The organism is Massilia pseudoviolaceinigra (assembly GCF_030846505.1).
Classification (GTDB): domain Bacteria; phylum Pseudomonadota; class Gammaproteobacteria; order Burkholderiales; family Burkholderiaceae_D; genus Telluria_A; species Telluria_A violaceinigra.
Genome location: NZ_JAVCWL010000012.1, coordinates 109,076 through 130,310, shown reverse-complemented (window position 1 = coordinate 130,310; position 21,235 = coordinate 109,076). Strand labels below are relative to the sequence as shown.

The window sequence follows — 21,235 nt, the reverse complement described above, 5'->3', positions numbered from 1 at the left end:
CGCCATGTCGCATCGCAACAATAGTAACTTTATGGATACTGAGAATCCCATAATGCGTGCGGGATGGCGAGGTTCGCAGCGCGGATCTCGTGAGCCCATTCAGGCATGCGGCCCGTAAAACGCATCAGGGCCGGGTCCGTTCGCTAAAAGCGAACTCGCCCGGCCCTGACTCGCCCGCGCATATCAATGCGCCGGCGGCAACACTGCAATGATTATTGCAGTTTGATTTCGACGTCGACGCCAGCTGGCAGATCCAGCTTCATCAGCGCGTCAACGGTCTTGTCCGTTGGGTCCACGATGTCCATCAGACGCTGGTGCGTACGGATTTCGAACTGATCGCGCGAGGTTTTGTTGACGTGCGGCGAACGCAGGACGTCAAAACGCTGGATGCGGGTTGGCAGTGGGACTGGGCCTTTGACAACAGCGCCGGTACGCTTGGCGGTGTCGACGATTTCCAGTGCGGACTGGTCGATCAGCTTGTAGTCGAACGCTTTGAGGCGAATGCGGATTTTCTGGTTTGGTGCGGACATGGTAATTCCCTTAAAAAGAACGAACCGGCATGGAGCCGGCAATATGAATTTTTTGCTTGGGCACATCAGGCAAGAAAGCAAGTATACCTGCTTTCCTGCCCTTTACTACGAATTACTTGCCAGCTACTTCGCTGAGAATCTTCGCAACAACACCTGCACCAACGGTACGGCCACCTTCGCGGATTGCGAAACGCAGGCCTTCTTCCATCGCGATCGGGTTGATCAGCTTGACGGTGATCGACACGTTATCGCCTGGCATAACCATTTCTTTGTCCGCTGGCAACTCGATCGAACCAGTCACGTCCGTGGTACGGAAGTAGAACTGTGGACGATAGTTGTTGAAGAACGGGGTGTGACGGCCGCCTTCGTCTTTCGACAGGACGTAGATCTCACCGGTGAAGTGATTGTGCGGCTTGATCGAGTTTGGCTTGGCCAGAACCTGACCACGCTGTACGTCTTCACGCTTGGTGCCGCGCAGCAGCAGACCGACGTTGTCGCCAGCTTGACCCTGGTCCAGCAGCTTGCGGAACATTTCCACGCCGGTGCAAGTGGTCTTGACGGTGTCGGAGATGCCGACGATTTCGATTTCTTCGCCGACTTTAACAACACCGCGCTCGATACGGCCGGTCACAACGGTGCCGCGACCCGAGATCGAGAACACGTCTTCCACAGGCATCAGGAAGGCGCCGTCGATTGCGCGCTCTGGCGTTGGGATGTAGCTGTCGAGTGCGTCGGCCAGAGCCATGATCGCCACTTCGCCCATTTCGCCGGTGTTGCCTTCGAGGGCCATACGTGCCGAACCCTTGATGATTGGCAGGTCGTCGCCTGGGAACTCGTATTTCGACAAGAGCTCGCGCACTTCCATTTCAACCAGTTCCAGCAGTTCTGCGTCGTCGACCAGGTCGCACTTGTTCAGGAACACGATGATGTAAGGAACGCCAACCTGGCGTGCCAGCAGGATGTGCTCGCGGGTCTGTGGCATTGGGCCGTCAGCTGCGGAGCAAACCAGGATCGCGCCGTCCATCTGTGCTGCGCCGGTGATCATGTTCTTGATGTAATCGGCGTGGCCTGGGCAGTCAACGTGAGCGTAGTGGCGGTTAGCCGTTTCGTACTCGACGTGAGCGGTGTTGATGGTGATGCCGCGCGCTTTTTCTTCTGGTGCTGCATCGATCTGGTCGTATGCTTTTGCTTCGCCGCCGAATTTCTTCGACAGAACGGTTGCGATCGCAGCCGTCAGGGTGGTCTTGCCGTGGTCGACGTGACCGATGGTGCCCACGTTGACGTGCGGCTTGGTCCGTTCGAATTTACCTTTTGCCATTTTGAATTTCCTTTAAAGACTATTTTTACAATTTTTGTTCGATGCCGGTGCGGCTTATGGCCGCGCCTGGCAAGTCAGAATTTAGTCAGTTGAGGACAGAGCAAAGGCGATGAACCCTGCTCTGTTCTGTACTAATCAGTTGAGGACCGGGCAACGGCGGTGAACCCTGCCCTGTCCCGCAAACGATTAAACTGATTATTTTGCTTTAGCAGTAACGATTGCGTCAGTAACGTGCTTAGGCGCTTCCGAGTAGTGCTTGAATTCCATCGTGTAGGTAGCACGGCCTTGCGTTGCGGAACGCAGCGAGGTCGAGTAACCGAACATTTCGGACAGTGGCACTTCGGCTTTGATGATCTTGCCGCCGCCGCCTGGGATCTCGTCCATGCCCTGCACCATACCGCGGCGGGACGACAGATCGCCCATCACGGTACCGGCGTAGTCTTCCGGCGTTTCCACTTCCACGGCCATCATTGGCTCGAGGATGACTGGCGATGCTTTACGGCAACCATCTTTGAATGCCATCGAAGCGGCCATCTGGAACGCGTTTTCGTTCGAGTCCACATCGTGGTACGAACCGAAGAACAGCGTGACCTTGACGTCGACCACCGGATAACCGGCCATCACGCCGGCGTTGAGCGTACCGCGCACACCCTTTTCAACCGCAGGGATGTATTCGCGTGGAACGGTGCCGCCCTTGATGGCGTCGACGAATTCAAAGCCTTTGCCGGCTTCTTGCGGCTCGATCTTCAGGACAACGTGACCGTACTGACCACGACCGCCCGACTGCTTGACGAACTTGCCTTCGGATTCTTCGCACACCTTGCGGATCGTTTCGCGGTAAGCCACTTGTGGCTTGCCGACGGTCGCTTCGACGCCGAATTCGCGCTTCATGCGGTCAACGATAATTTCCAGGTGCAACTCGCCCATACCACCGATGATGGTCTGGCCCGATTCTTCATCGGTTTTTACGCGGAACGAAGGATCTTCCTGTGCCAGGCGGTTCAGCGCCAGGCCCATTTTTTCCTGGTCAGCCTTGGTTTTCGGCTCGACTGCCTGCTGAATCACCGGCTCAGGGAAGACCATTTTTTCCAGCGTGATGATCGACGATGGATCGCACAGGGTTTCGCCCGTGGTCGCGTCTTTCAGGCCGACCGCGGCGGCGATGTCGCCGGCGTGGACTTCCTTGATTTCTTCGCGCTGGTTAGCGTGCATCTGCAAAATACGGCCAAGACGCTCTTTCTTGTTCTTGATCGGATTGTAGACGGTGTCGCCCGACTTGATCATGCCCGAGTAGACGCGGAAGAAGATCAGCTGGCCCACGAACGGGTCGGTCATGATCTTGAATGCCAGCGCCGAGAATTTCTCGTCGTCTTCCGCTTTACGCGTGGTCGGCTGGTCATCTTCGTCCATGCCCTTGACTGGCGGGATGTCGATTGGCGATGGCAGGTATTCGATCACGCCGTCGAGCATGGCTTGCACGCCCTTGTTCTTGAACGCGGTGCCGCACATCATCGGGACGATTTCCGACGCGATGGTACGCTGGCGCAGAGCAGCCTTGATCTCGGCTTCCGACAGGTCGCCTTCTTCCAGGTACTTGTTCATCAGTTCGTCGTTCGCTTCAGCAGCGGTTTCGACCAGCTTCAGACGCCACTCGGCAGCCTGCTCTTGCAACTCAGCAGGAATGTCGCGGTAGTCGAACTTCATGCCCTGCGACGCGTCGTCCCAGTAGATGGCTTTCATCTTGACCAGATCGACCACGCCCTTGAAGTTGTCTTCGGCGCCGATAGGAATCTGCAGCGGAATCGGGTTCGCCTTCAGGCGCGCGCGCATCTGCTCGTAGACCTTGAAGAAGTTGGCGCCGGTACGGTCCATCTTGTTGACAAAAGCAAGACGTGGAACCTTGTACTTGTTCGCCTGGCGCCATACGGTTTCCGACTGTGGCTGAACACCGCCCACTGCGCAGTAAACCATGCAAGCACCGTCGAGCACGCGCATCGAGCGTTCAACTTCAATGGTGAAGTCAACGTGGCCCGGGGTGTCGATGATGTTGATGTGGTGCTCAGGGAAATTGTTAGCCATCCCTTTCCAGAAGCAGGTCGTCGCAGCCGAGGTAATCGTGATACCGCGTTCCTGCTCTTGCTCCATCCAGTCCATGGTGGCCGCGCCATCATGCACTTCGCCGATCTTGTGGTTCACGCCCGTGTAGAACAGGACGCGCTCGGTCGTGGTGGTCTTGCCAGCATCGATGTGAGCCGAGATACCGATATTGCGGTAGCGCTCAATGGGGGTCTTGCGTGCCATAATTATTCCTAAATCTTTTAATGGACAAAACCGAGCGGCATTTTGTGAACAAAATGAGCCCGGCCTCGAACAACAGATACATGGCCGCGCCTGGGCTCGCACAAATGTGCAAACCGGGGCGTGGCCAATTGATTAGAAGCGGAAATGCGAGAACGCTTTGTTCGCTTCTGCCATGCGGTGAACTTCGTCCCGCTTCTTCATAGCACCACCGCGCATTTCAGCGGCTTCCATCAGTTCACCACCGAGGCGTTGCGGCATGGATTTTTCGCTGCGCTTGTTTGCGGCTTCGCGCAACCAACGCATGGACAGCGCCATACGACGAACCGGACGAACTTCAACTGGCACCTGGTAGTTGGCACCACCGACGCGGCGGGACTTAACCTCGACCATCGGCTTGGCATTGTTGATCGCGGTTGCAAACACTTCGAGCGGGTCTTTGCCGGACTTTTGCTTGATGTGCTCAAATGCACCGTAGATGATGTTTTCTGCAACCGATTTTTTACCGGACAGCATCAGTACGTTGACGAATTTGGCGACATCTTGGTTACCGAACTTTGGATCTGGCAAGATTTCGCGCTTGGGTACTTCACGACGACGTGGCATATCAATTCCTTCCTATCTTCAGTTGAGCGCGCGGTGCGCACTCGCGGAGGCCATCATAGCCATCCACTTACTCGACCATTACGGTCGGTTCAACTCGTTAAACTTCTAGTGAAAGCGGGGCGAAAAATTACTTCTTGCCTGCTTTAGCGCGCTTCGTACCGTACTTCGAACGAGCTTGCTTACGGTCTTTAACGCCCTGGGTATCCAGTGCACCGCGAACCATGTGGTAACGCACACCCGGCAAATCCTTGACACGACCGCCGCGCAGCAGCACGACACTGTGTTCTTGCAGGTTGTGGCCTTCACCGCCGATGTACGAAATGACTTCGAAACCGTTGGTCAGGCGAACTTTGGCGACTTTACGCAGAGCCGAGTTTGGCTTCTTTGGAGTCGTCGTGTACACACGGGTGCAAACACCACGTTTTTGCGGGCTGTTTTCCAGCGCCGGCGATTTGCTTTTCACGGTCAGAGCGACACGTGGATTGCGAATCAGTTGATTGATGGTTGGCATCGTTATAAATCCAACAAAATTACAACATGAATAACCCGGACAACGTGTCCGGGGACTAAAACGGAGTCCCGACGAGGACTACGCAGGAGAGGCACCGACAGCCGCCCTGCGGGGAGCGGCGCTGAATGCGTAAACAATGCGCAGAATAAAATCGAGAACTCGCGAGTATAGACGCGATGGGACAGGCAGTCAAACAGTTTAACGCTTGGCAATGCGGATGTGGGGCGATGGTGCCAGGGGAAACGGGGAGTGTGGCGGGGGTGAGACAGTGGTTAAGCGCCGCTGACTCGTCGTCCCCGCGCCAAGGCGGCACTCGGCGGGACCCAGGTTCGTAGCGCAGCCACCAACTGAGCGAGCAACTTGGGTCCCCGCCGAGCGCCGCCCTGGCGCGGGGAGTCGTTTCTGGCAGTGCCAGAAACGACAAAGCTAATTGAGCGGTACTGAAACCTGACTATTACAGCTTGTCAGCCGCCGCCTTCATGCGATCGGCGCGCGAGTTCGAACCCGGGTGGCTCGCCATCATGCTGCCTTCGCCCTGTTCCTGCTTGGCCAGCTTGCGAAATGCCGACTCCATCGCGCGCACGTCGTACTTGTGCTTCTGCATGAACTTGAAGCCATAGTCATCCGACGAGGTCTCATCGGACTGCGAGAACTGCGCATTGCCGAAGGCCTTGATGGTTTCTTCATTGGCTGCGACCATGCCGCCGATCTGGTTGCCGCTCGCGCCCGCCGCCTTGGTACCGGCCGACAGCAACAGCGCCTTTTTCATCTGCGACGCCGAGTGACCCAGCTTGGTATGGCCGATTTCGTGGCCGATCACGCCGCGCAGTTCGTCGTCGTTCATCAGGTCCATCAGGCCCGCGTAAATACGGATGCTGCCGTCCGGCGTGGCGAATGCATTGACTTCACTGGACTGGTACACCGCGAAGTTCAGCTTCAGGCCATCTTCATTTTCCAGGCCCTTGGTCAGCATCGCCAGGCGCTTGGCGTACTTGCTGCCGGCCGGCGCGACTTTTTCTTCCTTGTCCATCTGGCGCATCATCAGACGCGAACCTTCGATCACGTCCTTGTCGCTGATGGTGGCGGCCTTGGCCAGATCCTTGCCCGCGCCCAGCATGCCGCCGAGGTCGATGGCCGAAGCGGTGCCGGCGGACAGGAGGCACATGGCCAGTGCGGCAATACGAATTGTAGATGTCATGAAGTTACTCTCATTCAGGTTATTAGTATAAAAACATTGCCATTGTAGCAGCAGCCAGCATCATCCATTGCATCCGGCTACAGTTAATTACAATCCCGACAACACTTGCACCATCGAATATTTGGCAGGGAGAACTAAAAACCCGGGATAATGGCAATTTTGCTGGACCACGTTTCCCTGATGCGACATCTGCTGCGCCCTGCCCCGCTCTACCTGCTGCTGACGTACGCGGCACTGTCGGCCATCCCCTTCTTCCCCATGCTGCTGGGCAAGCGGCTCGACCGTCCGTGGCAGGTGCTCGGCATCGAGGCGGTAGCCTGGGTGGCGGTGTGGGCGCTGTTCAAGCGGCCCGCCCGGTTCCACTGGCTGCTGATCCCGGCTTTCCTGGCCCTGCCGACCGAAATCTACCTGTTCAGTTTCTACGGGCAAAGCATTTCGACCCACCATCTCGGCATCATTGCCGAAACCAGTCCCAAGGAAGCGCTCGAATTTCTCGGCAAGACGGTCTGGCTGATGCTGGCCGTGATGGCTGCGGTCGTTGCCTGGTGGGTGACGAGCTTCCAGGCCGCCCGCCGCGCCCGCGAGCTCGACTGGGACGACAGCTCGCGCTGGCTCAGCCTGGGCCTGCTGGCCATCGGCGCCGGCGTGTGGGCGTACGGTCACGAATTCGGCGTCGCTCCACGCGATGCCGCGCCAGGGGCGGCATCGAAGACGGCGGCGGCCAGCGCCAGCAAACCCGCCCCGGGCGCCGGACACACCGGCTGGAAGTCCCTTCCCCTGCCCCACTGGGCGGTGCTGCCGCTCGAACTGGGCGCGTTCGCGCAATCCTGGCCTTTCGGGATCACGGCACGCGGCGTCGACTTCTATAAAGAACGCAAGCACCTGGCCGAGCTGGGCCAGCGCAACAGCGGCTTCACCTTCGGCGCGCGCCAGGCAGCGCCCGATACGCAGCCGGAAATCGTGGTGATGGTGATCGGCGAATCGTCGCGCTTCGACCGCTGGAGCCTGAACGGCTACGCGCGCGACACCAATCCCCTGCTCGGCAAGGAAGCCAACCTGGTCACCCTGCCCGACGTGATCACGTCCGTCTCGGCCACGCGGTTGTCGGTCCCGGTCATGATCTCGCGCAAACCGGCCATCAAGAGCCTCAAGGACGGCTTCGCCGAAAAATCCTTCCTGACCGCCTACAAGGAAGCCGGCTTCAAGACCTACTGGCTGTCGAACCAGATCTCGTTCGGCGAATTCGACACGCCCGTCTCGGTTTTTGCCAAGGAGGCGGACGTGATCCAGTTCCTCAACCTGGGCGGCTTTACCAACAACTCCAATTTCGACGAGATCCTGTTCGAGCCGCTGCGAAACGCGATCGCCGACCCGGCCCCGAAAAAGCTGATCGTGCTGCACTCGCTGGGCAGCCACTGGAACTACAGCCAGCGCTACCCGAAACAGTTCGACCGCTGGCAGCCATCGCTGTTCGGCATCGACAAGCCGGTCTACACCGACCCGGCGCTCAAGACCGAGCTCAATAACAGCTACGACAGCACCATCTTGTATACCGACTGGTTCCTGGCCAGCGTCATTGGCCAGCTAAAAGGCTCGCGCCAGCGCAGCGCCATGCTGTACGTGTCCGACCACGGCCAGACGCTGTACGACAACAGCTGCAAGCTGGCCTTCCACGGCCACAATACCCAGTACGAATTCCACGTGCCCGCGCTGCTCTGGTATTCGGACCAGTACCTGGCGCGCTATCCCGACAAGGTGGCGCAGCTGCAGCGCCACGGCAAGGCGCGCCTGTCGACCGAGAACATGTTCCACACCCTGCTCGACCTGGCCGACATCCGCTACGCCGACGAGCGCCTGGAATGGAGTTTCGTCAATCCCGGCTTCAAGCAGCACAAGCGCTACGTCGACAGCTACGGCTGGAGCGACTACGACAACGCCACCTGGAAAGGCGACTGCCGCGAGATCATCGACAAGGGCACGCCGCTCAAGCGCGAAAAATAGCGTATCACCGCCCTTAAGGACGACATGATCCCGCGCAGGCGGCAATCCAGGGCCTGCGTTAAGGCGATACTGGTTCACTGATGGTGTCGCCCGCCAGCACCCCGTCGCAATCGCCCGGATGCGCCAGGTAGCCATTGAGCCAGTCGAACACCCTGCCCGCCCGCGCTTCGATGGCGGGACCGAAGCCGCGCTGCGCCAGCAGGGCGATGCCGTTGGTATGCGCCAGCACGCCCGCTTCCAGCGCCAGCCGGCCATCGGCGTGCTGCCGCACGCACAGGGGCGAGAGCCGCTGCGCCAGCAAGGACGCCAGCACCAGGTTGTGCGACGAGACCATCACCAGCCCCTTGGCCGCCAGCACATCGAGCACCGACGCGGCCGCCGACACCGATTCGAGGTGGTTGGTGCCGCGGAAAATCTCGTCGATGATGCAGATGCCCGGGTGCGCGCCGTCGGCCGCCGCCAGCAGCTCCTGCGCGCGCCGCAGTTCGGCCATGTACAGGCTCTCGCCGCCGAACAGCGAATCCTCGCTCTGCATGCTGGTGTAGACCGGCAGGTCCGGCACGCTCGCCTTATGGGCGTAGCAAAAGCCGAAGGCGCGCGCCGTCACCAGGTTCACCCCAACAGTGCGCAGCAAGGTGCTCTTGCCGACCCCGTTCTGGCCCGAGATGAAGGCGCCGCCGCCATCGAGCCTGACCGACAGCGCCTGCGCCTGCGGCAGCAGCGGATGCACGGTGCCCCCGAGCGCAATCGACTGGGACGTGTGGCGCTCGGCCCAGCACAGCACGGGCGCCTGGAGCAGATGGCGCGCCAGCGCGATATCGGCCTCCAGCTCGCCCACCCGCAAAAAACACGCGCGCAGGAAGTCCAGGTTGCCGTGCACCAGCCGCACGCCCTTGAAGTAGTGATTCACGTTGTGGAGCATGAACCAGTCCAGATAAGTGCGCGCGCCCGGCGTCATGACCACCATCGGCGCGCGCGACAGCTGGCGATTGAGCTTGCCCGCCGCCGCGGCCGGGCCGGCGAACGGCAGCAGCAACGCATCCTTGCGCGCGCCCAGGATGCTGGAGACCCGCAGCAGCATCTGCAGCGCGTTCATCGAGCGCTCCCACTCTTCCACCCGTTCGTAGTAGCGCATCTGGGTGCTCATTAACAGGTACGCGACCACGCCGGTGGCCAGCCACGCGGCCGGCGTGACGATGACGGCCGCGATCGACGCCAGCAGCTGCAGCGGCAGCGGCCAGGTCTTGCCGACCCACCAGGGCACGGACGGCGCAGCATCCTCGTACAGCAAGGTGGCGATCTCCTTGTCCGCATGGCGCAGCGAGGTGCAGTCGCGGTGCAGCGCGGCCAGGCGCTCCGGATCGCCCATCAGGTCGCGCACACGCTCGCCCACGGCGGCGCACGCGTCGTCGTCCAGCCCCGCGCGCAGGCGCTGGTACAGCACCTGCTGGCCGAAGATGCTCACTTCTTTCGATAACTGCGCGCGGTAGGTATCGAGCAGCAGGTCCTTCCAGGTGGCGTCATCGAGCGCGCCACGCGCCGGATCGGCGCACAGCCGGTGCACCTGCGCCACGTCGCTCGCCACGAAACCGTAATCAACCGGCTCCCTGTCGGGAATGATCAGGAACGCGCGCAACTGGGTCACAGCTTGCGTCCACACGGCGGACAAGGTCGATACGAACGCGGACATACTGCCTTTCTGGCCTGCGGCCGCGCGGGTGTCGCGCAACCAGCCTGCCAGATGTGGATAAATTGACAAAATGCAAGTCCGCACTGTCCGGGCGCTGTCCATACGCCGCGTCCGGACGGCGCGGACAGCCTCGCATCGATATCCGAATCCCCTATGAATCAAGCACTTGGCACTTGGCACAGTTCCTGCATAGATGTTGCCATTTACTGTTCAGACAACAACCATGATCCGAGATACCTCTTCCCAGGACGCCACCATCAGCGCGCCCCCCGCACAGAAGACCAGGCGCCGCATCGTGGCCGCCGTGGCGGCCATGGGCGCGCTGGGGGGCGTGGCGCTGCTGCTGTCGGCCTGGCGCACCAGCGAGCATGCGGTCAGCGCGGCGCGCCTGCGCGTGGCCGAAGTCACCCGCGGCACGCTGGTGCGCGACGCCTCGGTCAATGGCCGTGTGGTCGCCGCCGTCAGCCCCACCCTGTACGCCACCGCGCCGGCCACCGTCACGCTCCAGGTGGCAGCCGGCGACACGGTGAAAAAAGGCCAGGTCCTGGCGCTGCTCGAATCGCCCGACCTGTCCGACGCGCTCAAACGCGAGCAATCGAGCTACCAGCAGCTCGAAGCGGAAGTGGCGCGCCAGCGCATCCTGGCCAAAAAACAGAAGCTGCTGGCCCAGCGCGAAGCCGACACCGCCGAGATCGACCGCCTGTCGGCCCAGCGCACCCTGGAGCGCTACGACAGCGTGACCCAGGAAGGCATCATCGCCAAGATCGACTATCAAAAGGCGAAGGACGCGCTCAACTCGGCCGGCATCCGCGCGCGCCATGCGTCCCAGGCCGCCGCGCTGGAAGGCGACGACGTCGGCCTGGCGCTGCAAACCAAGGTGGCCGAACTCGATCGCCAGCGCCTGTCCATGGCCAATGCCCAGCGCCGCGTGGATGAACTGTCCGTGCGCGCGCCGGTCGACGGCTTCATCGGCACGCTGTCGGTGCAGAACCGCAGCGTGGTGGCGGCCAACGCGGCGCTCATGACGCTGGTGGACTTGTCGCGCCTCGAAGTCGAACTCGAAGTCCCGGAAACCTACGTCGACGACATGGGCCTGGGCATGAGCGCCGAGATCGCGCTTGGCAACGTCACTGCCAGCGGCAAGCTGTCGGCCCTCTCGCCCGAAGTGGTCAAGAACCAGGTACTGGCGCGGGTGCGCTTCGACGGCGCCCAGCCCAAGGGCCTGCGCCAGAGCCAGCGCGTCAGCGCGCGCCTGCTGATCGAAGAAAAGCGCGACGTCATCCTGCTGCCGCGCGGCCCCTTCGTCGAAAGCGAAGGGGGCCGCTTCGCCTACGTGCTTGCGGACGGCGTGGCCGTGCGCACTCCGATCAAGCTGGGCGCGACGAGCGTGTCGTCGGTCGAAATCCTGGCGGGCCTCAAACCCGGCGACAAGGTCGTCATCGCCGGCACCGACACTTTCGCCAACGCCGCGCGCGTCTCGATAAACAACTGATATCAACTAATTTCCAACGAAAGGACCGTCCATGCTGCGCATGACCAATCTGAGCAAGGTATACCGCACCCACATGATCGAGACGCACGCGCTGCGCGGCTTCGAGATCGACGTGAAACAGGGCGAATTCGTCACCGTCACCGGCCCTTCCGGCTCCGGCAAGACCAGTTTTCTGAACATCGCCGGCCTGCTCGAAGAATTCACCGACGGCGAGTATGTGCTCGATGGCGTGAACGTGAAAGGCATGGACGACAACGCCCGTTCGCGCCTGCGCAACGAAAAACTGGGCTTCATCTTCCAGGGCTTCAACCTGATTCCCGACCTGTCCCTGTTCGACAACGTGGACGTGCCGCTGCGCTACCGGGGCTTCAACGCCGCCGAACGCAGGGAGCGCATCGAGGACGCGCTGTCCAAGGTCGGCCTGGCCTCGCGCATGAAGCACTATCCGGCCGAACTGTCGGGCGGCCAGCAGCAGCGCGTGGCGATCGCGCGCGCGCTGGCCGGCTCGCCCAAGCTGCTGCTGGCCGATGAACCGACCGGCAACCTCGACACCCAGATGGCGCGCGGCGTGATGGAGCTGCTCGAAGAAATCAACGCCCAGGGCACCACCATCCTGATGGTCACCCACGACCCGGAACTGGCGGTGCGTTCGCAGCGCAACGTGCACATCATCGACGGCCAGGTGTCGGACCTGGTACGCAAGCCGCCCACCCTGGCCGGCGCCCGGGCTGGCGGCCAGCTCGCATAAGGAGCATCCATGTTTTCGTACTATTTTCTGCTGGGCGTACGCAGCCTGCGCCGCAACCCGGTCCTCACCGCGCTGATGGTGCTCACCCTGGCCATCGGCGTGGCGGCCAGCGTATCGACCCTGACCATCCTGCACGTCATGTCGAGCAACCCCATTGCGCACAAGAGCGAGCGCCTGTTCGTTCCGGAAATCGACAATGGCCGACTGGAAGGCTTCAACCCGCAGGACCAGGACCGCGACGATCCGCAATCGACGTACATGGACGCGATGAACTTTCTCAGGGATGGGCATGGCGAGCGCCGCACGGTGCTGTACGGCGTGTCCGCCCCGCTCGAACCGGAACGCAAGGACATGCCGGTGATGTCGGTCACCGGCCTGGCCCTGACGCGCGACTTTTTCGCGATGATGGACGTGCCCTTCCTGTACGGGCACGCCTGGAGCGACGCCGACGAGCGTGCCGGCGCCGATGTGGTGGTCCTCAGCCAGGCACTGGCCGAGAAGCTGTTCGGCGCGGTCAACCCCGTCGGCAAGCGCATCGGCCTGATGGAGGCGCAATTCCAGGTGGTCGGCGTGCGCAAGCCGTGGCTGCCGGTACCAAAGTTCTATAAGCTGATCGGCGGCGGCGCCTTCAGCCAGGAAGACGACATCATGATGCCGTTCGCCACCGCGATCCGGCATGAAGCCAACCCGGAAGGAAGCATCAGCTGCCAGGGGCGCACCGATCCGGGCTGGCAGGGCTTCCTCAAGTCGGAGTGCACCTGGCTGCAGGTTTTCTTCGAGACCAAAACCGGCGCCGGACGCGCCCAATTGCAGGATTACCTGAACAACTACGCCGACGCCCAGCGCAAGCTGGGGCGCCTGAAACGCCATCAGCCGAACCAGCTGTTCGACGTCATGCAGTGGCTCGAATACCGCAAGGTGGTGGGCAATGACAACCGCCTTGCCGCCTGGCTGGCTTTCGGCTTCCTGCTGCTTTGCCTGGTCAACACCATCGGCCTGCTGCTGGCCAAATTTTCGGTGCGCGCCTCCGAAGTCGGCATCCGGCGCGCGCTGGGCGCCTCGCGCAGGGAGATCTTTCGCCAGTTCCTGACCGAGACCGCGGTGGTCGGCCTGGCCGGCGGCCTGCTCGGACTGGCGCTGGCATTCGGTGCGCTCGCCTTGATCCGCATGCAATCGGAGCAGTTGCAGATCGTCGCCAACATGGACTGGCAGATGCTGGGCGCGACCTTCGTGCTGTCGCTGGGCGCGGCCACCCTGGCCGGCCTGCTGCCGACCTGGCGCGCCTGCCAGGTCACGCCGGCCATTCAACTCAAATCGCAGTAAGGTAATCAATATGGAAATCCGTCCCATCCTCTCTGCGCTATTGCGCAGCAAAACCGGCGCCATCCTGGTGGCGCTGCAAGTGGCGATCAGCCTGGCGATCCTCACCAACGCACTGCACATCGTCAATGTGCGCCAGGCAGTGGCAGCGCGCCCGAGCGGCATCGCCGGGGAGAGCGATGTGTTTCACATCAGGATGCGCCACCTGGTCGAGGGCAGCCATCAGGAGCAGCTGGCGCGCCAGCAGTCCGAAACGCAAGCCCTGCGCGCCATCGGCGGCGTGGCATCGGCGGCGTTTGCCAGCCAGGCCCCGATTTCGCGCTCCGGCTGGACCAGCACCGTGGCGGCATCGCGCGCCCCCGGCACCGAAACGGCGCTCGGGTCGATGTACTATTCGAGCGATTCGCTGGTCGATACCTGGGGCCTGCAACTGGTCGAGGGGCGCGACCTGAAACCGGAAGAACTGGTCGACATCGACGGCAACACCTCTCCCGAAACGCTGTTTCCTAAATCGGTGCTGGTCACCAGGGCGCTGGCCGCCAAGCTGTGGCCGGGCGCTGGCCAGGTGCTCGGCAAGACACTCTACTTTGGCAGCAACCCTGACGGTAACGCCGCTACCGTGGTCGGCGTCGTGGCGACGCTGCAGTCGCAGGGCGCGGAACTGGGCACACGCGGCGAATTGGCGCTCATCGTGCCGATGCGCAAGACGTTCAGCACGGTCATGTACACGGTGCGCGCCGAAGCGGGGCAGCTGGACCGGGTCATGAAGGAAGCCGAAGCGGCACTGCGCGCCAGCACCCGCGGCCGCGCGATCATCACCATGCAGACAGTGAGCGATGACCGCGAGGAGCGCTACCGCGCCGACATGGCGCTGTCATGGATGCTGATCGGGGTCAGCGTGCTGCTGCTGCTCATTACCGCCAGCGGCATCGTCGGCATGGCCAGCCTGTGGGTCACCCAGCGCCGCAAGCAGATCGGCGTGCGCCGCGCGCTGGGGGCGCGGCGGGCCGACATCCTGCGCTACTTCATTACCGAGAATTTCATGATCACCAGCGTGGGCGTGCTGTGCGGCGTGGCGATGTCGGTGGCACTGAACCAGTTGCTGGTGAGCCAGCTCGAGATGGCCCGGCTGCCAGTGGCGTATCTGGCGGTCGGCGCTGGCGTGTTCTGGGCGCTGGGCATCTGTGCGGTGTATGGACCGGCGTTTCGCGCCGCCTCCATTTCGCCGGCCACGGCCACCCGCAGCGCCTGACGGCGTGTACACCTGCGTTCCGATGTTATGCTAGCGACCATGCCTACTGTATTGATCATCGACGACAACGCCGCCGTCGCCATCGCCCTCGATGTCCTGTTTTCGCTGCACGACATCGGGGCGCTACGCGCCACCTCGCCCGAAGAAGGGCTGGCCATCCTGGAGCGCGCCAGCGTGGACCTGGTCATCCAGGACATGAACTTTTCGGCCGACACCACCTCGGGCGAGGAAGGCACGGCCCTGTTCCGCGAAATCCGCAAGCGCCACCCCGACCTGCCGGTGATCCTGCTGACCGCCTGGACCCATCTGGATGCGGCGGTCGACCTGGTCAAGTCGGGCGCGGCCGACTATCTGGCCAAGCCGTGGAGCGACAACCGCCTGATTGCCACGGTGACGAACCTGATCGAACTGGGACAGGCCAACCGCGCCTTGCAGCAGCGCGTGCAGCACGAACGGCGCGCCCGGCGCGACCTGGAACAGGGATTCGACTTGCGCGGCATGGTGTGGCAGGACGCGGCCATGGAACGCATCCTGCACCTGGCCTGCCAGGTGGCGCGCGCCGACGTGCCGGTACTGATCAGCGGCCCGAACGGCACCGGCAAGGAACGCATCGCCGAGATCATCCAGGCCAATTCGCTGGTGGAGGACGGGCCGTTCGTGGTGCTCAACTGCGGCGCCCTGCCGTCCGAACTGATCGAGGCCGAACTGTTCGGCGCCGAAGCGGGAGCCTTTACCGGCGCCTCGCGCGCGCGCGAAGGCAAGTTCGAGGCGGCCGACGGCGGTACCCTGTTTTTGGATGAAATCGGCAACCTGCCGCTGGCCGGCCAGATGAAGCTCTTGCGCGTGCTCGAAACAGGGCGCTTCGAGCGCCTCGGGTCGAACCGCGAACGGCAGGTGAAGGTGCGCGTCATCAGCGCCACCAACGCCGACCTGGGCGCGATGATCCGCGCCGGCACCTTCCGCGAAGACCTGTTCTACCGCCTGAACGTGATCGAACTGCGCCTGCCTGCGCTGGCGGCGCGCCCGGCCGACATTTTGCCGCTGGCGGCCGCTTTTCTCGCGCGCGGCAAAAGCTTGCACCACTGCGCCCAGGCCGCGCTGCTGGCGCACGCCTGGCCGGGCAATGTGCGTGAACTCAAGAACGTGATGGCGCGCGCCAGCCTGCTGGCGGCCGGCAACATCATCAAGGCCACCGACCTTGGCCTGCCGGTGACGCTGACGGTCGCCGCCAGCATCGAGGTGGAGCCGGACCGCGACGCCATTATCCAGGCCATGGCGCGCGCCAACGGCGTGGTGGCGCAGGCGGCGGCCGACCTGGGACTGTCGCGCCAGGCGCTGTACCGGCGCATGGAACGCCTCGGGATCGCCCGCTAGCGATGGGCATACGCCTGTCCCTGGTCACCCGCTGGACCGCCCTGGTCGGCACCCTGCTGGCACTGGGCATCATCATCGCGCTCGGGCTGGACCATCTGCTGCCGGGGCGTGCGCTACTGGTGCTCGTGCTGTCGCTGACATGCGTCGTGCCGATCGCGGTCATTACCATGCGCGCCCAGATCCGGCCGATCCTGTCGCTGTTTCGCGCGCTCGAAGGCACCGTCACCAGCTACAAGGATGGCGACTTTTCATTCAGCCTGCACTGGCCCCAGAACGACGAACTGGCCGACCTGGTGGCCGCCCACAACGCGCTCGGAAATGTGCTGCGCGAACAGCGCCTGGCGCTGGTGCAGCGCGAACTGCTGCTCGACACCATGGTCCAGAACACGCCGGTGGCGATGCTGCTCGTCGGTGACGGCGCCAGTGGCGCGGGTGGCGCGGGAGCGATCGTGTACGCCAACGTGTCGGCGCGCCAGATGCTCGGTGACGGCCGCAAACTCGAAGGCCATCGCCTCTCCGAGATCCTCAGCCAGGCCTCGCCCGCGCTGGTGGAAGCGCTGGAGCGCGGCGGCGACGGCCTGTTCACGGCCGGCGAAGGCGAGGATGAGGAGGTGTATCATCTGGCGCGCCGCAGCTTCAGCCTCAATGGCCGCAAGCACGAACTGCTGCTGCTGCGCCAGTTGACCCACGAACTGCGGCGCCAGGAAGTGCAGACCTGGAAAAAAGTCATCCGCGTCATCAGCCACGAACTGAATAATTCGCTCGCGCCCCTGACCTCCCTGGCCCATTCCGGCGCGGAGCTGGTGCGGCGCGGCCAGACCGAGCGCCTGCCACAGATCCTGGAAACCATCGAAGAGCGCACGCGCCACCTGGAAAGCTTCATCCTCGGCTACGCGCGCTTCGCCAAGCTGCCGTCGCCGCGCATCGAAGAATGCCCGTGGCCGGGATTCATCAGCCGGCTCGCCTCGCAGGTCGGCCTGACGGTTGCCGGCACGCTGCCGCCTGAACCGGCCAGGTTCGACCCGGCCCAGATGGAGCAGGCTTTGCTCAACCTGCTCAAGAACGCCCACGAATCGGGTTCGCCGGCCGCCGACGTGACATTGCAGGTGCGCCTGGCGCCGGGCCTGTTGCGCATCGAGGTGATGGACCGCGGCCAGGGCATGAACGACGCCGTGCTGACCAATGCGCTGGTGCCGTTCTACTCGACCAAGCGCAGTGGCACCGGCCTGGGACTGGCGCTGGCGCGCGAAATCGCCGAAGCGCACGGCGGGCGCATCACGCTCGGCAACCGCGACGGCGGCGGCCTGATGGTCACCCTGATCCTGCCGGCGTAAGCGGGGGCAATGGTAAGATCGGGTTCCATTTTCTACCCCGCCAGCGATGTCCGACACCCCTCTTTCCTCCCGTTTCGACGCGCCCGGCCACCCGCCGGCCACCATCACCGAATTCAAGGGCGTGCGCTTCCTGCATCTGGGCACCTCGTGGGTGCAGGGCGCCATGCGCCTGGCCAAGCCGGACAACATCGAGCTCGAATACGTGCAGATGATGATGATGTGGATGCTCTTCCTCGACCATCCGAAGCACATCGTCCAGCTGGGCCTGGGCAGCGCGGCCCTGACCAAATTTTGCTACCAGCGCTTTCCGGCGGCGCGCGTGACGGTAGCCGAACTCAATCCCAACGTGATCGACATCTGTCACGCGCATTTCGGCCTGCCGCCGAACGACGCGCGCCTCGATGTGCGCCAGATGGATGCGATGGATTTCGTGCTCGATGCGGCCAACCACGGCACGGTCGACGTGCTGCAGGTGGACCTGTACGACGAGGAAGCGCGCGGCCCCGTGCTCGACTCGCCCGAGTTCTACCAGGCCTGCATGGATTGCCTGGCCGACGACGGCATCATGACCACCAATGTATTCGGCGATTTTTCGAACTACGACAAGAATTTGCAGAACATGGAGCTGGTGTTCGACGCCGTGGTGTGGCTGCCCGAAGTGCATGACGCGAACATCGTCGTGCTGGCGTTCAAGCGCGCGCCGGCGATCGATTTTTCGGTTTTGTACGAGCGCGCGGGCGCCATCAAGAAAAGCATGAACCTGCCCGCCAAGAACTGGGTCGCCGGTTTGAAAGGCTGGATGCAGGACCAGCAGGAATAAGCTAATAACGGCAGCGTATAAGTGACTCGCGCGCGCGGTGTACGTAGTCGAGATTACAGCCTTTTGTGAATTGAAGCACGCAATATTGCTGCCATTGCACGGATTTACAACACTCTGTCATGACTCGTTGCGCGTGTCAAAACTCGTCAGGTAGTATCGTTTCACATTGGCTGGCCCCACCAGGGTGTGTCCAGTGACTTCCCTAAAAATGAAAAGAAACGAGACATTTACATGACGAAATACCCAGGCAGCCCTCACCTCAAACGCACCTTGCTCGCATCGGCCCTCCTGCTCGCGTTGAACAGCACCTACGCGCAGCAGGGCACCGCCCCCGCCGCCCGCAGTGGCGAGGACACCCCCGCTTCCGTCGTGATCCTCGGTTCCCGTTCGACCGCAAAGACCTCGCTCGATACCGCCGCGCCGGTCGGCCTGATCAACATCAAGGACATGCAGACCGCCGGTCCGCTGGAACTGGGCAAGCTGCTGCAAACGCTGGACCCGTCGTTCAACTTCTCGTCGACGTTCATCAGCGACGGCACCGACATCATCCGCCCTGCGACCCTGCGCGGCCTCGGTCCCGACCAGCTGCTGGTTCTCGTGAACGGCAAGCGCCGCCACCAGCAGGCGCTGGTCAATGTGCAGCAAACCGTCGGACGCGGCTCGGCCGGTACCGACATCAATGCCATTCCGCTGTCGGCCATCCACCACATCGAAGTACTGCGCGATGGCGCGGCCGCCCAATACGGCTCCGACGCGATCGCCGGCGTGATCAACATCGTCCTCAAGACCCAGACCAACGAAACGCAATTGAGCAGCAGCGTCGGCACCACGTCCGAAGGCGACGGCGACCTGATCTCCGGCAGCGCCAACAAGGGCTTCAAACTGGGTGAAAACGGTTACCTGAACCTGTCGGTCGAAGGCCGCCGCCGCAACGAAACCAACCGCGCCGGCCCGGACACCGCGCGGGTCGACCCGCCGCGCGTGACCCAGCGCATCGGCGACAGCCTGGCGAAAGACGCCTACCTGTGGTGGAATGCGGCGCTGCCGATCGACGACAGCAGCGAAATCTACTCCTTCGGCGGCATCTCCAAGCGCACCGGCGACTCGGCGGGCTTTTTCCGCTCGCCGGGCGACGGCCGCACCGTGCCTGCCGTCTACCCGAACGGCTACCTGCCGAACATCCTGACGACGGTGAAAGACGTCTCGTTCGCGGTCGGCTACAAGCGCGAGCTGGCCAACGACTGGAAGTTCGACGTGAGCGTGAATCACGGCCGCAGCGAACTCGGTTTCCATGAACGTAACTCGATCAACGTCAGCTACTGGTACGAGCCGAAACCGGGTGGTGGCATCTATGCCGAATCGCCGCTGGAAGCCGATACCGGCAAGCTGAAATTCAACCAGACCACCTTCAACGCCGACATCCGCGGTCCGATCAAGTTTGGCGACCGCACCGTGCAGCTGGCGACCGGCTTCGAGTACCGCAGCGACAACTACGCCATCGAAGCGGGCGACCCGGTCTCGTACCAGTACGGCCGCACCAACAACCCGGCCATCAAGATCTTCGACCAGGTCGGCGGCATCGCGGCCTCCGGCGCGCAAGGCTTCCCTGGCTATACCCCGGGCACCGAAGTTGACCAGGGCCGTCACAACATCGCCATGTATCTCGATGCGGAACACAACATCACCGAGAAGCTGCTGGTCGCCGCCGCGATGCGTTTTGAAAAGTACTCTGACTTCGGCAACACCACCACTGGCAAATTGAGCATGCGCTACGATCCGTCGCGCCAGTTCGGCATGCGTGGCAGCGTGTCGACCGGTTTCCGCGCACCGAGCGTGCAGCAGAAGTTCTACAGCTCCGTGTCGACCAACCTCAATTCGGCCGGCGTGCTGACCGAAACGCTGACCGCGCGCGAAGGCAGCCCGGTCACGCGTGCCTTCGGCATCTCCCCGCTCAAGGAAGAGACCTCGAAGAGCGCCAGCATCGGCATGATCGTGCGCCCGATGCCCAACTTCTCGGTGACCGCCGACTTGTACCGCATCGACATCGACGACCGCATCGTCTTCTCGAGCAATATCGCCCCGGAATCCGGCGCCTGCGTGCCGGCGTCCAAGTGCCCGATCAAGTCGATCCTCGATCCGCTCAAGGTCGGCCAGGCCCAGTTCTTCACCAATGCAATCGACACCACCACGGATGGCCTGGACATGGTGGCCGAGCACACCACCAAGTGGAGCGGCTCGACCCTGGTGCTGTCCGGCCAGATGAGCTTCAGCAAGACTGAAGTCAAGGCCCGCAAATCGCAGTCGCCGGTGCTGACCGGTGCCCAGTTGTTCGACGACGCGCAAGTGACCCTGATCGAACGCGGCCAGCCGCGCAAGAAGCACGTGCTCGCGGCCGACTACACCACCGGCCCATGGAACGTAAACACCCGCGCCAACTACTACGGCGCCGTGCAGGGCCAGGGCTTTACCGCCCCGTACATCCAGACCTGGGAAGCGAAGTGGCTGGTCGACATGTCGTTGCGCTATGCCTTCACCAAGAAGATCAGCGCATCGATCGGCGTGAACAACCTGTTCGACACCTACCCGACCGAGTGGGACAAGACCAAGGCCGCACCGTTCCCGCAACTGGGCTTCACCCACTGCTGGGAAACCTGCCCGATCGGCATCAACGGCCGCCAGATGTACGCGAAGCTTGACTGGGCTTTCTAAGCTTTTCTACCTCGCATGACAAGGCCACGCCGGC

Annotated in this window: 16 protein-coding genes; 9 read left to right on the top strand and 7 right to left on the bottom strand. The window is 62.6% G+C overall.

What is annotated here, in order from left to right; translation table 11 throughout:
• Nucleotides 1–212: 212 nt before the first annotated feature.
• From rpsJ to RBA40_RS13770, 6 genes are all read right to left on the bottom strand, one after another.
• A complete protein-coding gene (gene rpsJ, locus RBA40_RS13795; protein ID WP_005663509.1) occupies nt 213–530 on the bottom strand; it encodes a 30S ribosomal protein S10 in 318 nt (105 codons plus the stop codon).
• 112 nt (nt 531–642) lie between these two features.
• Nucleotides 643–1,848, bottom strand: coding sequence for an elongation factor Tu (gene tuf / locus RBA40_RS13790; protein ID WP_099873741.1), 1,206 nt, complete (start codon nt 1,846–1,848; stop codon nt 643–645).
• Between the two features lie 195 nt (nt 1,849–2,043).
• Nucleotides 2,044–4,149 (bottom strand): elongation factor G, encoded by a 2,106-nt coding sequence (fusA, locus tag RBA40_RS13785; protein ID WP_166881493.1) that lies wholly within the window; start codon nt 4,147–4,149, stop codon nt 2,044–2,046.
• Nucleotides 4,150–4,281: 132 nt separating this feature from the next.
• Complete coding sequence (rpsG, locus tag RBA40_RS13780) at nt 4,282–4,752, bottom strand: 30S ribosomal protein S7 (RefSeq protein WP_054265804.1); 471 nt, start codon at nt 4,750–4,752, stop codon at nt 4,282–4,284.
• Nucleotides 4,753–4,879: 127 nt separating this feature from the next.
• Complete coding sequence (rpsL, locus tag RBA40_RS13775) at nt 4,880–5,263, bottom strand: 30S ribosomal protein S12 (protein WP_025603541.1); 384 nt, start codon at nt 5,261–5,263, stop codon at nt 4,880–4,882.
• 454 nt (nt 5,264–5,717) lie between these two features.
• A complete protein-coding gene (locus tag RBA40_RS13770) occupies nt 5,718–6,461 on the bottom strand; it encodes a M48 family metalloprotease (RefSeq protein ID WP_306648416.1) in 744 nt (247 codons plus the stop codon).
• 180 nt (nt 6,462–6,641) lie between these two features.
• Here RBA40_RS13770 and RBA40_RS13765 point away from each other — a divergent pair, with 180 nt between their 5' ends.
• Nucleotides 6,642–8,462 carry a phosphoethanolamine transferase gene (locus RBA40_RS13765; RefSeq protein WP_306648415.1) on the top strand — a complete coding sequence of 607 codons (1,821 nt, stop codon included), beginning with the start codon at nt 6,642–6,644 and terminating at the stop codon, nt 8,460–8,462.
• Nucleotides 8,463–8,520: 58 nt separating this feature from the next.
• Here the strand turns inward: RBA40_RS13765 and RBA40_RS13760 are convergent, their stop codons facing one another.
• The gene (locus RBA40_RS13760; RefSeq protein ID WP_306648414.1) at nt 8,521–10,152 is read right to left on the bottom strand and encodes a MutS-related protein; all 1,632 of its coding nucleotides are present in this window, start codon (nt 10,150–10,152) and stop codon (nt 8,521–8,523) included.
• A gap of 223 nt (nt 10,153–10,375) precedes the next feature.
• Between RBA40_RS13760 and RBA40_RS13755 the strand changes: the two genes are divergently transcribed.
• From RBA40_RS13755 to RBA40_RS13720, 8 genes are all read left to right on the top strand, one after another.
• The gene (locus RBA40_RS13755) at nt 10,376–11,644 is read left to right on the top strand and encodes an efflux RND transporter periplasmic adaptor subunit (protein WP_306648413.1); all 1,269 of its coding nucleotides are present in this window, start codon (nt 10,376–10,378) and stop codon (nt 11,642–11,644) included.
• Between the two features lie 31 nt (nt 11,645–11,675).
• Nucleotides 11,676–12,392 (top strand): ABC transporter ATP-binding protein, encoded by a 717-nt coding sequence (locus RBA40_RS13750; protein ID WP_306648412.1) that lies wholly within the window; start codon nt 11,676–11,678, stop codon nt 12,390–12,392.
• Between the two features lie 9 nt (nt 12,393–12,401).
• Nucleotides 12,402–13,715 (top strand): ABC transporter permease, encoded by a 1,314-nt coding sequence (locus tag RBA40_RS13745; RefSeq protein WP_306648411.1) that lies wholly within the window; start codon nt 12,402–12,404, stop codon nt 13,713–13,715.
• A 10-nt stretch (nt 13,716–13,725) separates the two neighbouring features.
• Nucleotides 13,726–14,964, top strand: a complete 1,239-nt coding sequence (locus RBA40_RS13740; RefSeq protein WP_306648410.1) for an ABC transporter permease — start codon at nt 13,726–13,728, stop codon at nt 14,962–14,964.
• A 39-nt stretch (nt 14,965–15,003) separates the two neighbouring features.
• Nucleotides 15,004–16,338, top strand: coding sequence for a sigma-54-dependent transcriptional regulator (locus RBA40_RS13735; protein ID WP_306648409.1), 1,335 nt, complete (start codon nt 15,004–15,006; stop codon nt 16,336–16,338).
• 2 nt (nt 16,339–16,340) lie between these two features.
• The gene (locus tag RBA40_RS13730) at nt 16,341–17,672 is read left to right on the top strand and encodes a sensor histidine kinase (protein WP_374710496.1); all 1,332 of its coding nucleotides are present in this window, start codon (nt 16,341–16,343) and stop codon (nt 17,670–17,672) included.
• A gap of 46 nt (nt 17,673–17,718) precedes the next feature.
• Complete coding sequence (locus RBA40_RS13725) at nt 17,719–18,492, top strand: spermine/spermidine synthase domain-containing protein (protein ID WP_306648408.1); 774 nt, start codon at nt 17,719–17,721, stop codon at nt 18,490–18,492.
• Nucleotides 18,493–18,723: 231 nt separating this feature from the next.
• The gene (locus RBA40_RS13720; RefSeq protein WP_306648407.1) at nt 18,724–21,201 is read left to right on the top strand and encodes a TonB-dependent receptor plug domain-containing protein; all 2,478 of its coding nucleotides are present in this window, start codon (nt 18,724–18,726) and stop codon (nt 21,199–21,201) included.
• The last annotated feature ends 34 nt before the right edge of the window (nt 21,202–21,235 follow it).

Coding starts and splice junctions, on each gene's coding strand:
- RBA40_RS13755 (WP_306648413.1), top strand. CDS start 10,376: ATGATCCGAGATACCTCTTCCCAGGACGCCACCATCAGCGCGCCCCCC.
- RBA40_RS13720 (WP_306648407.1), top strand. CDS start 18,724: ATGACGAAATACCCAGGCAGCCCTCACCTCAAACGCACCTTGCTCGCA.
- fusA (WP_166881493.1), bottom strand. CDS start 4,149: ATGGCACGCAAGACCCCCATTGAGCGCTACCGCAATATCGGTATCTCG.
- rpsL (WP_025603541.1), bottom strand. CDS start 5,263: ATGCCAACCATCAATCAACTGATTCGCAATCCACGTGTCGCTCTGACC.
- RBA40_RS13745 (WP_306648411.1), top strand. CDS start 12,402: ATGTTTTCGTACTATTTTCTGCTGGGCGTACGCAGCCTGCGCCGCAAC.
- RBA40_RS13735 (WP_306648409.1), top strand. CDS start 15,004: ATGCCTACTGTATTGATCATCGACGACAACGCCGCCGTCGCCATCGCC.
- rpsJ (WP_005663509.1), bottom strand. CDS start 530: ATGTCCGCACCAAACCAGAAAATCCGCATTCGCCTCAAAGCGTTCGAC.
- rpsG (WP_054265804.1), bottom strand. CDS start 4,752: ATGCCACGTCGTCGTGAAGTACCCAAGCGCGAAATCTTGCCAGATCCA.
- RBA40_RS13770 (WP_306648416.1), bottom strand. CDS start 6,461: ATGACATCTACAATTCGTATTGCCGCACTGGCCATGTGCCTCCTGTCC.
- RBA40_RS13725 (WP_306648408.1), top strand. CDS start 17,719: ATGTCCGACACCCCTCTTTCCTCCCGTTTCGACGCGCCCGGCCACCCG.
- RBA40_RS13730 (WP_374710496.1), top strand. CDS start 16,341: ATGGGCATACGCCTGTCCCTGGTCACCCGCTGGACCGCCCTGGTCGGC.
- tuf (WP_099873741.1), bottom strand. CDS start 1,848: ATGGCAAAAGGTAAATTCGAACGGACCAAGCCGCACGTCAACGTGGGC.
- RBA40_RS13760 (WP_306648414.1), bottom strand. CDS start 10,152: ATGTCCGCGTTCGTATCGACCTTGTCCGCCGTGTGGACGCAAGCTGTG.
- RBA40_RS13765 (WP_306648415.1), top strand. CDS start 6,642: ATGCGACATCTGCTGCGCCCTGCCCCGCTCTACCTGCTGCTGACGTAC.
- RBA40_RS13740 (WP_306648410.1), top strand. CDS start 13,726: ATGGAAATCCGTCCCATCCTCTCTGCGCTATTGCGCAGCAAAACCGGC.
- RBA40_RS13750 (WP_306648412.1), top strand. CDS start 11,676: ATGCTGCGCATGACCAATCTGAGCAAGGTATACCGCACCCACATGATC.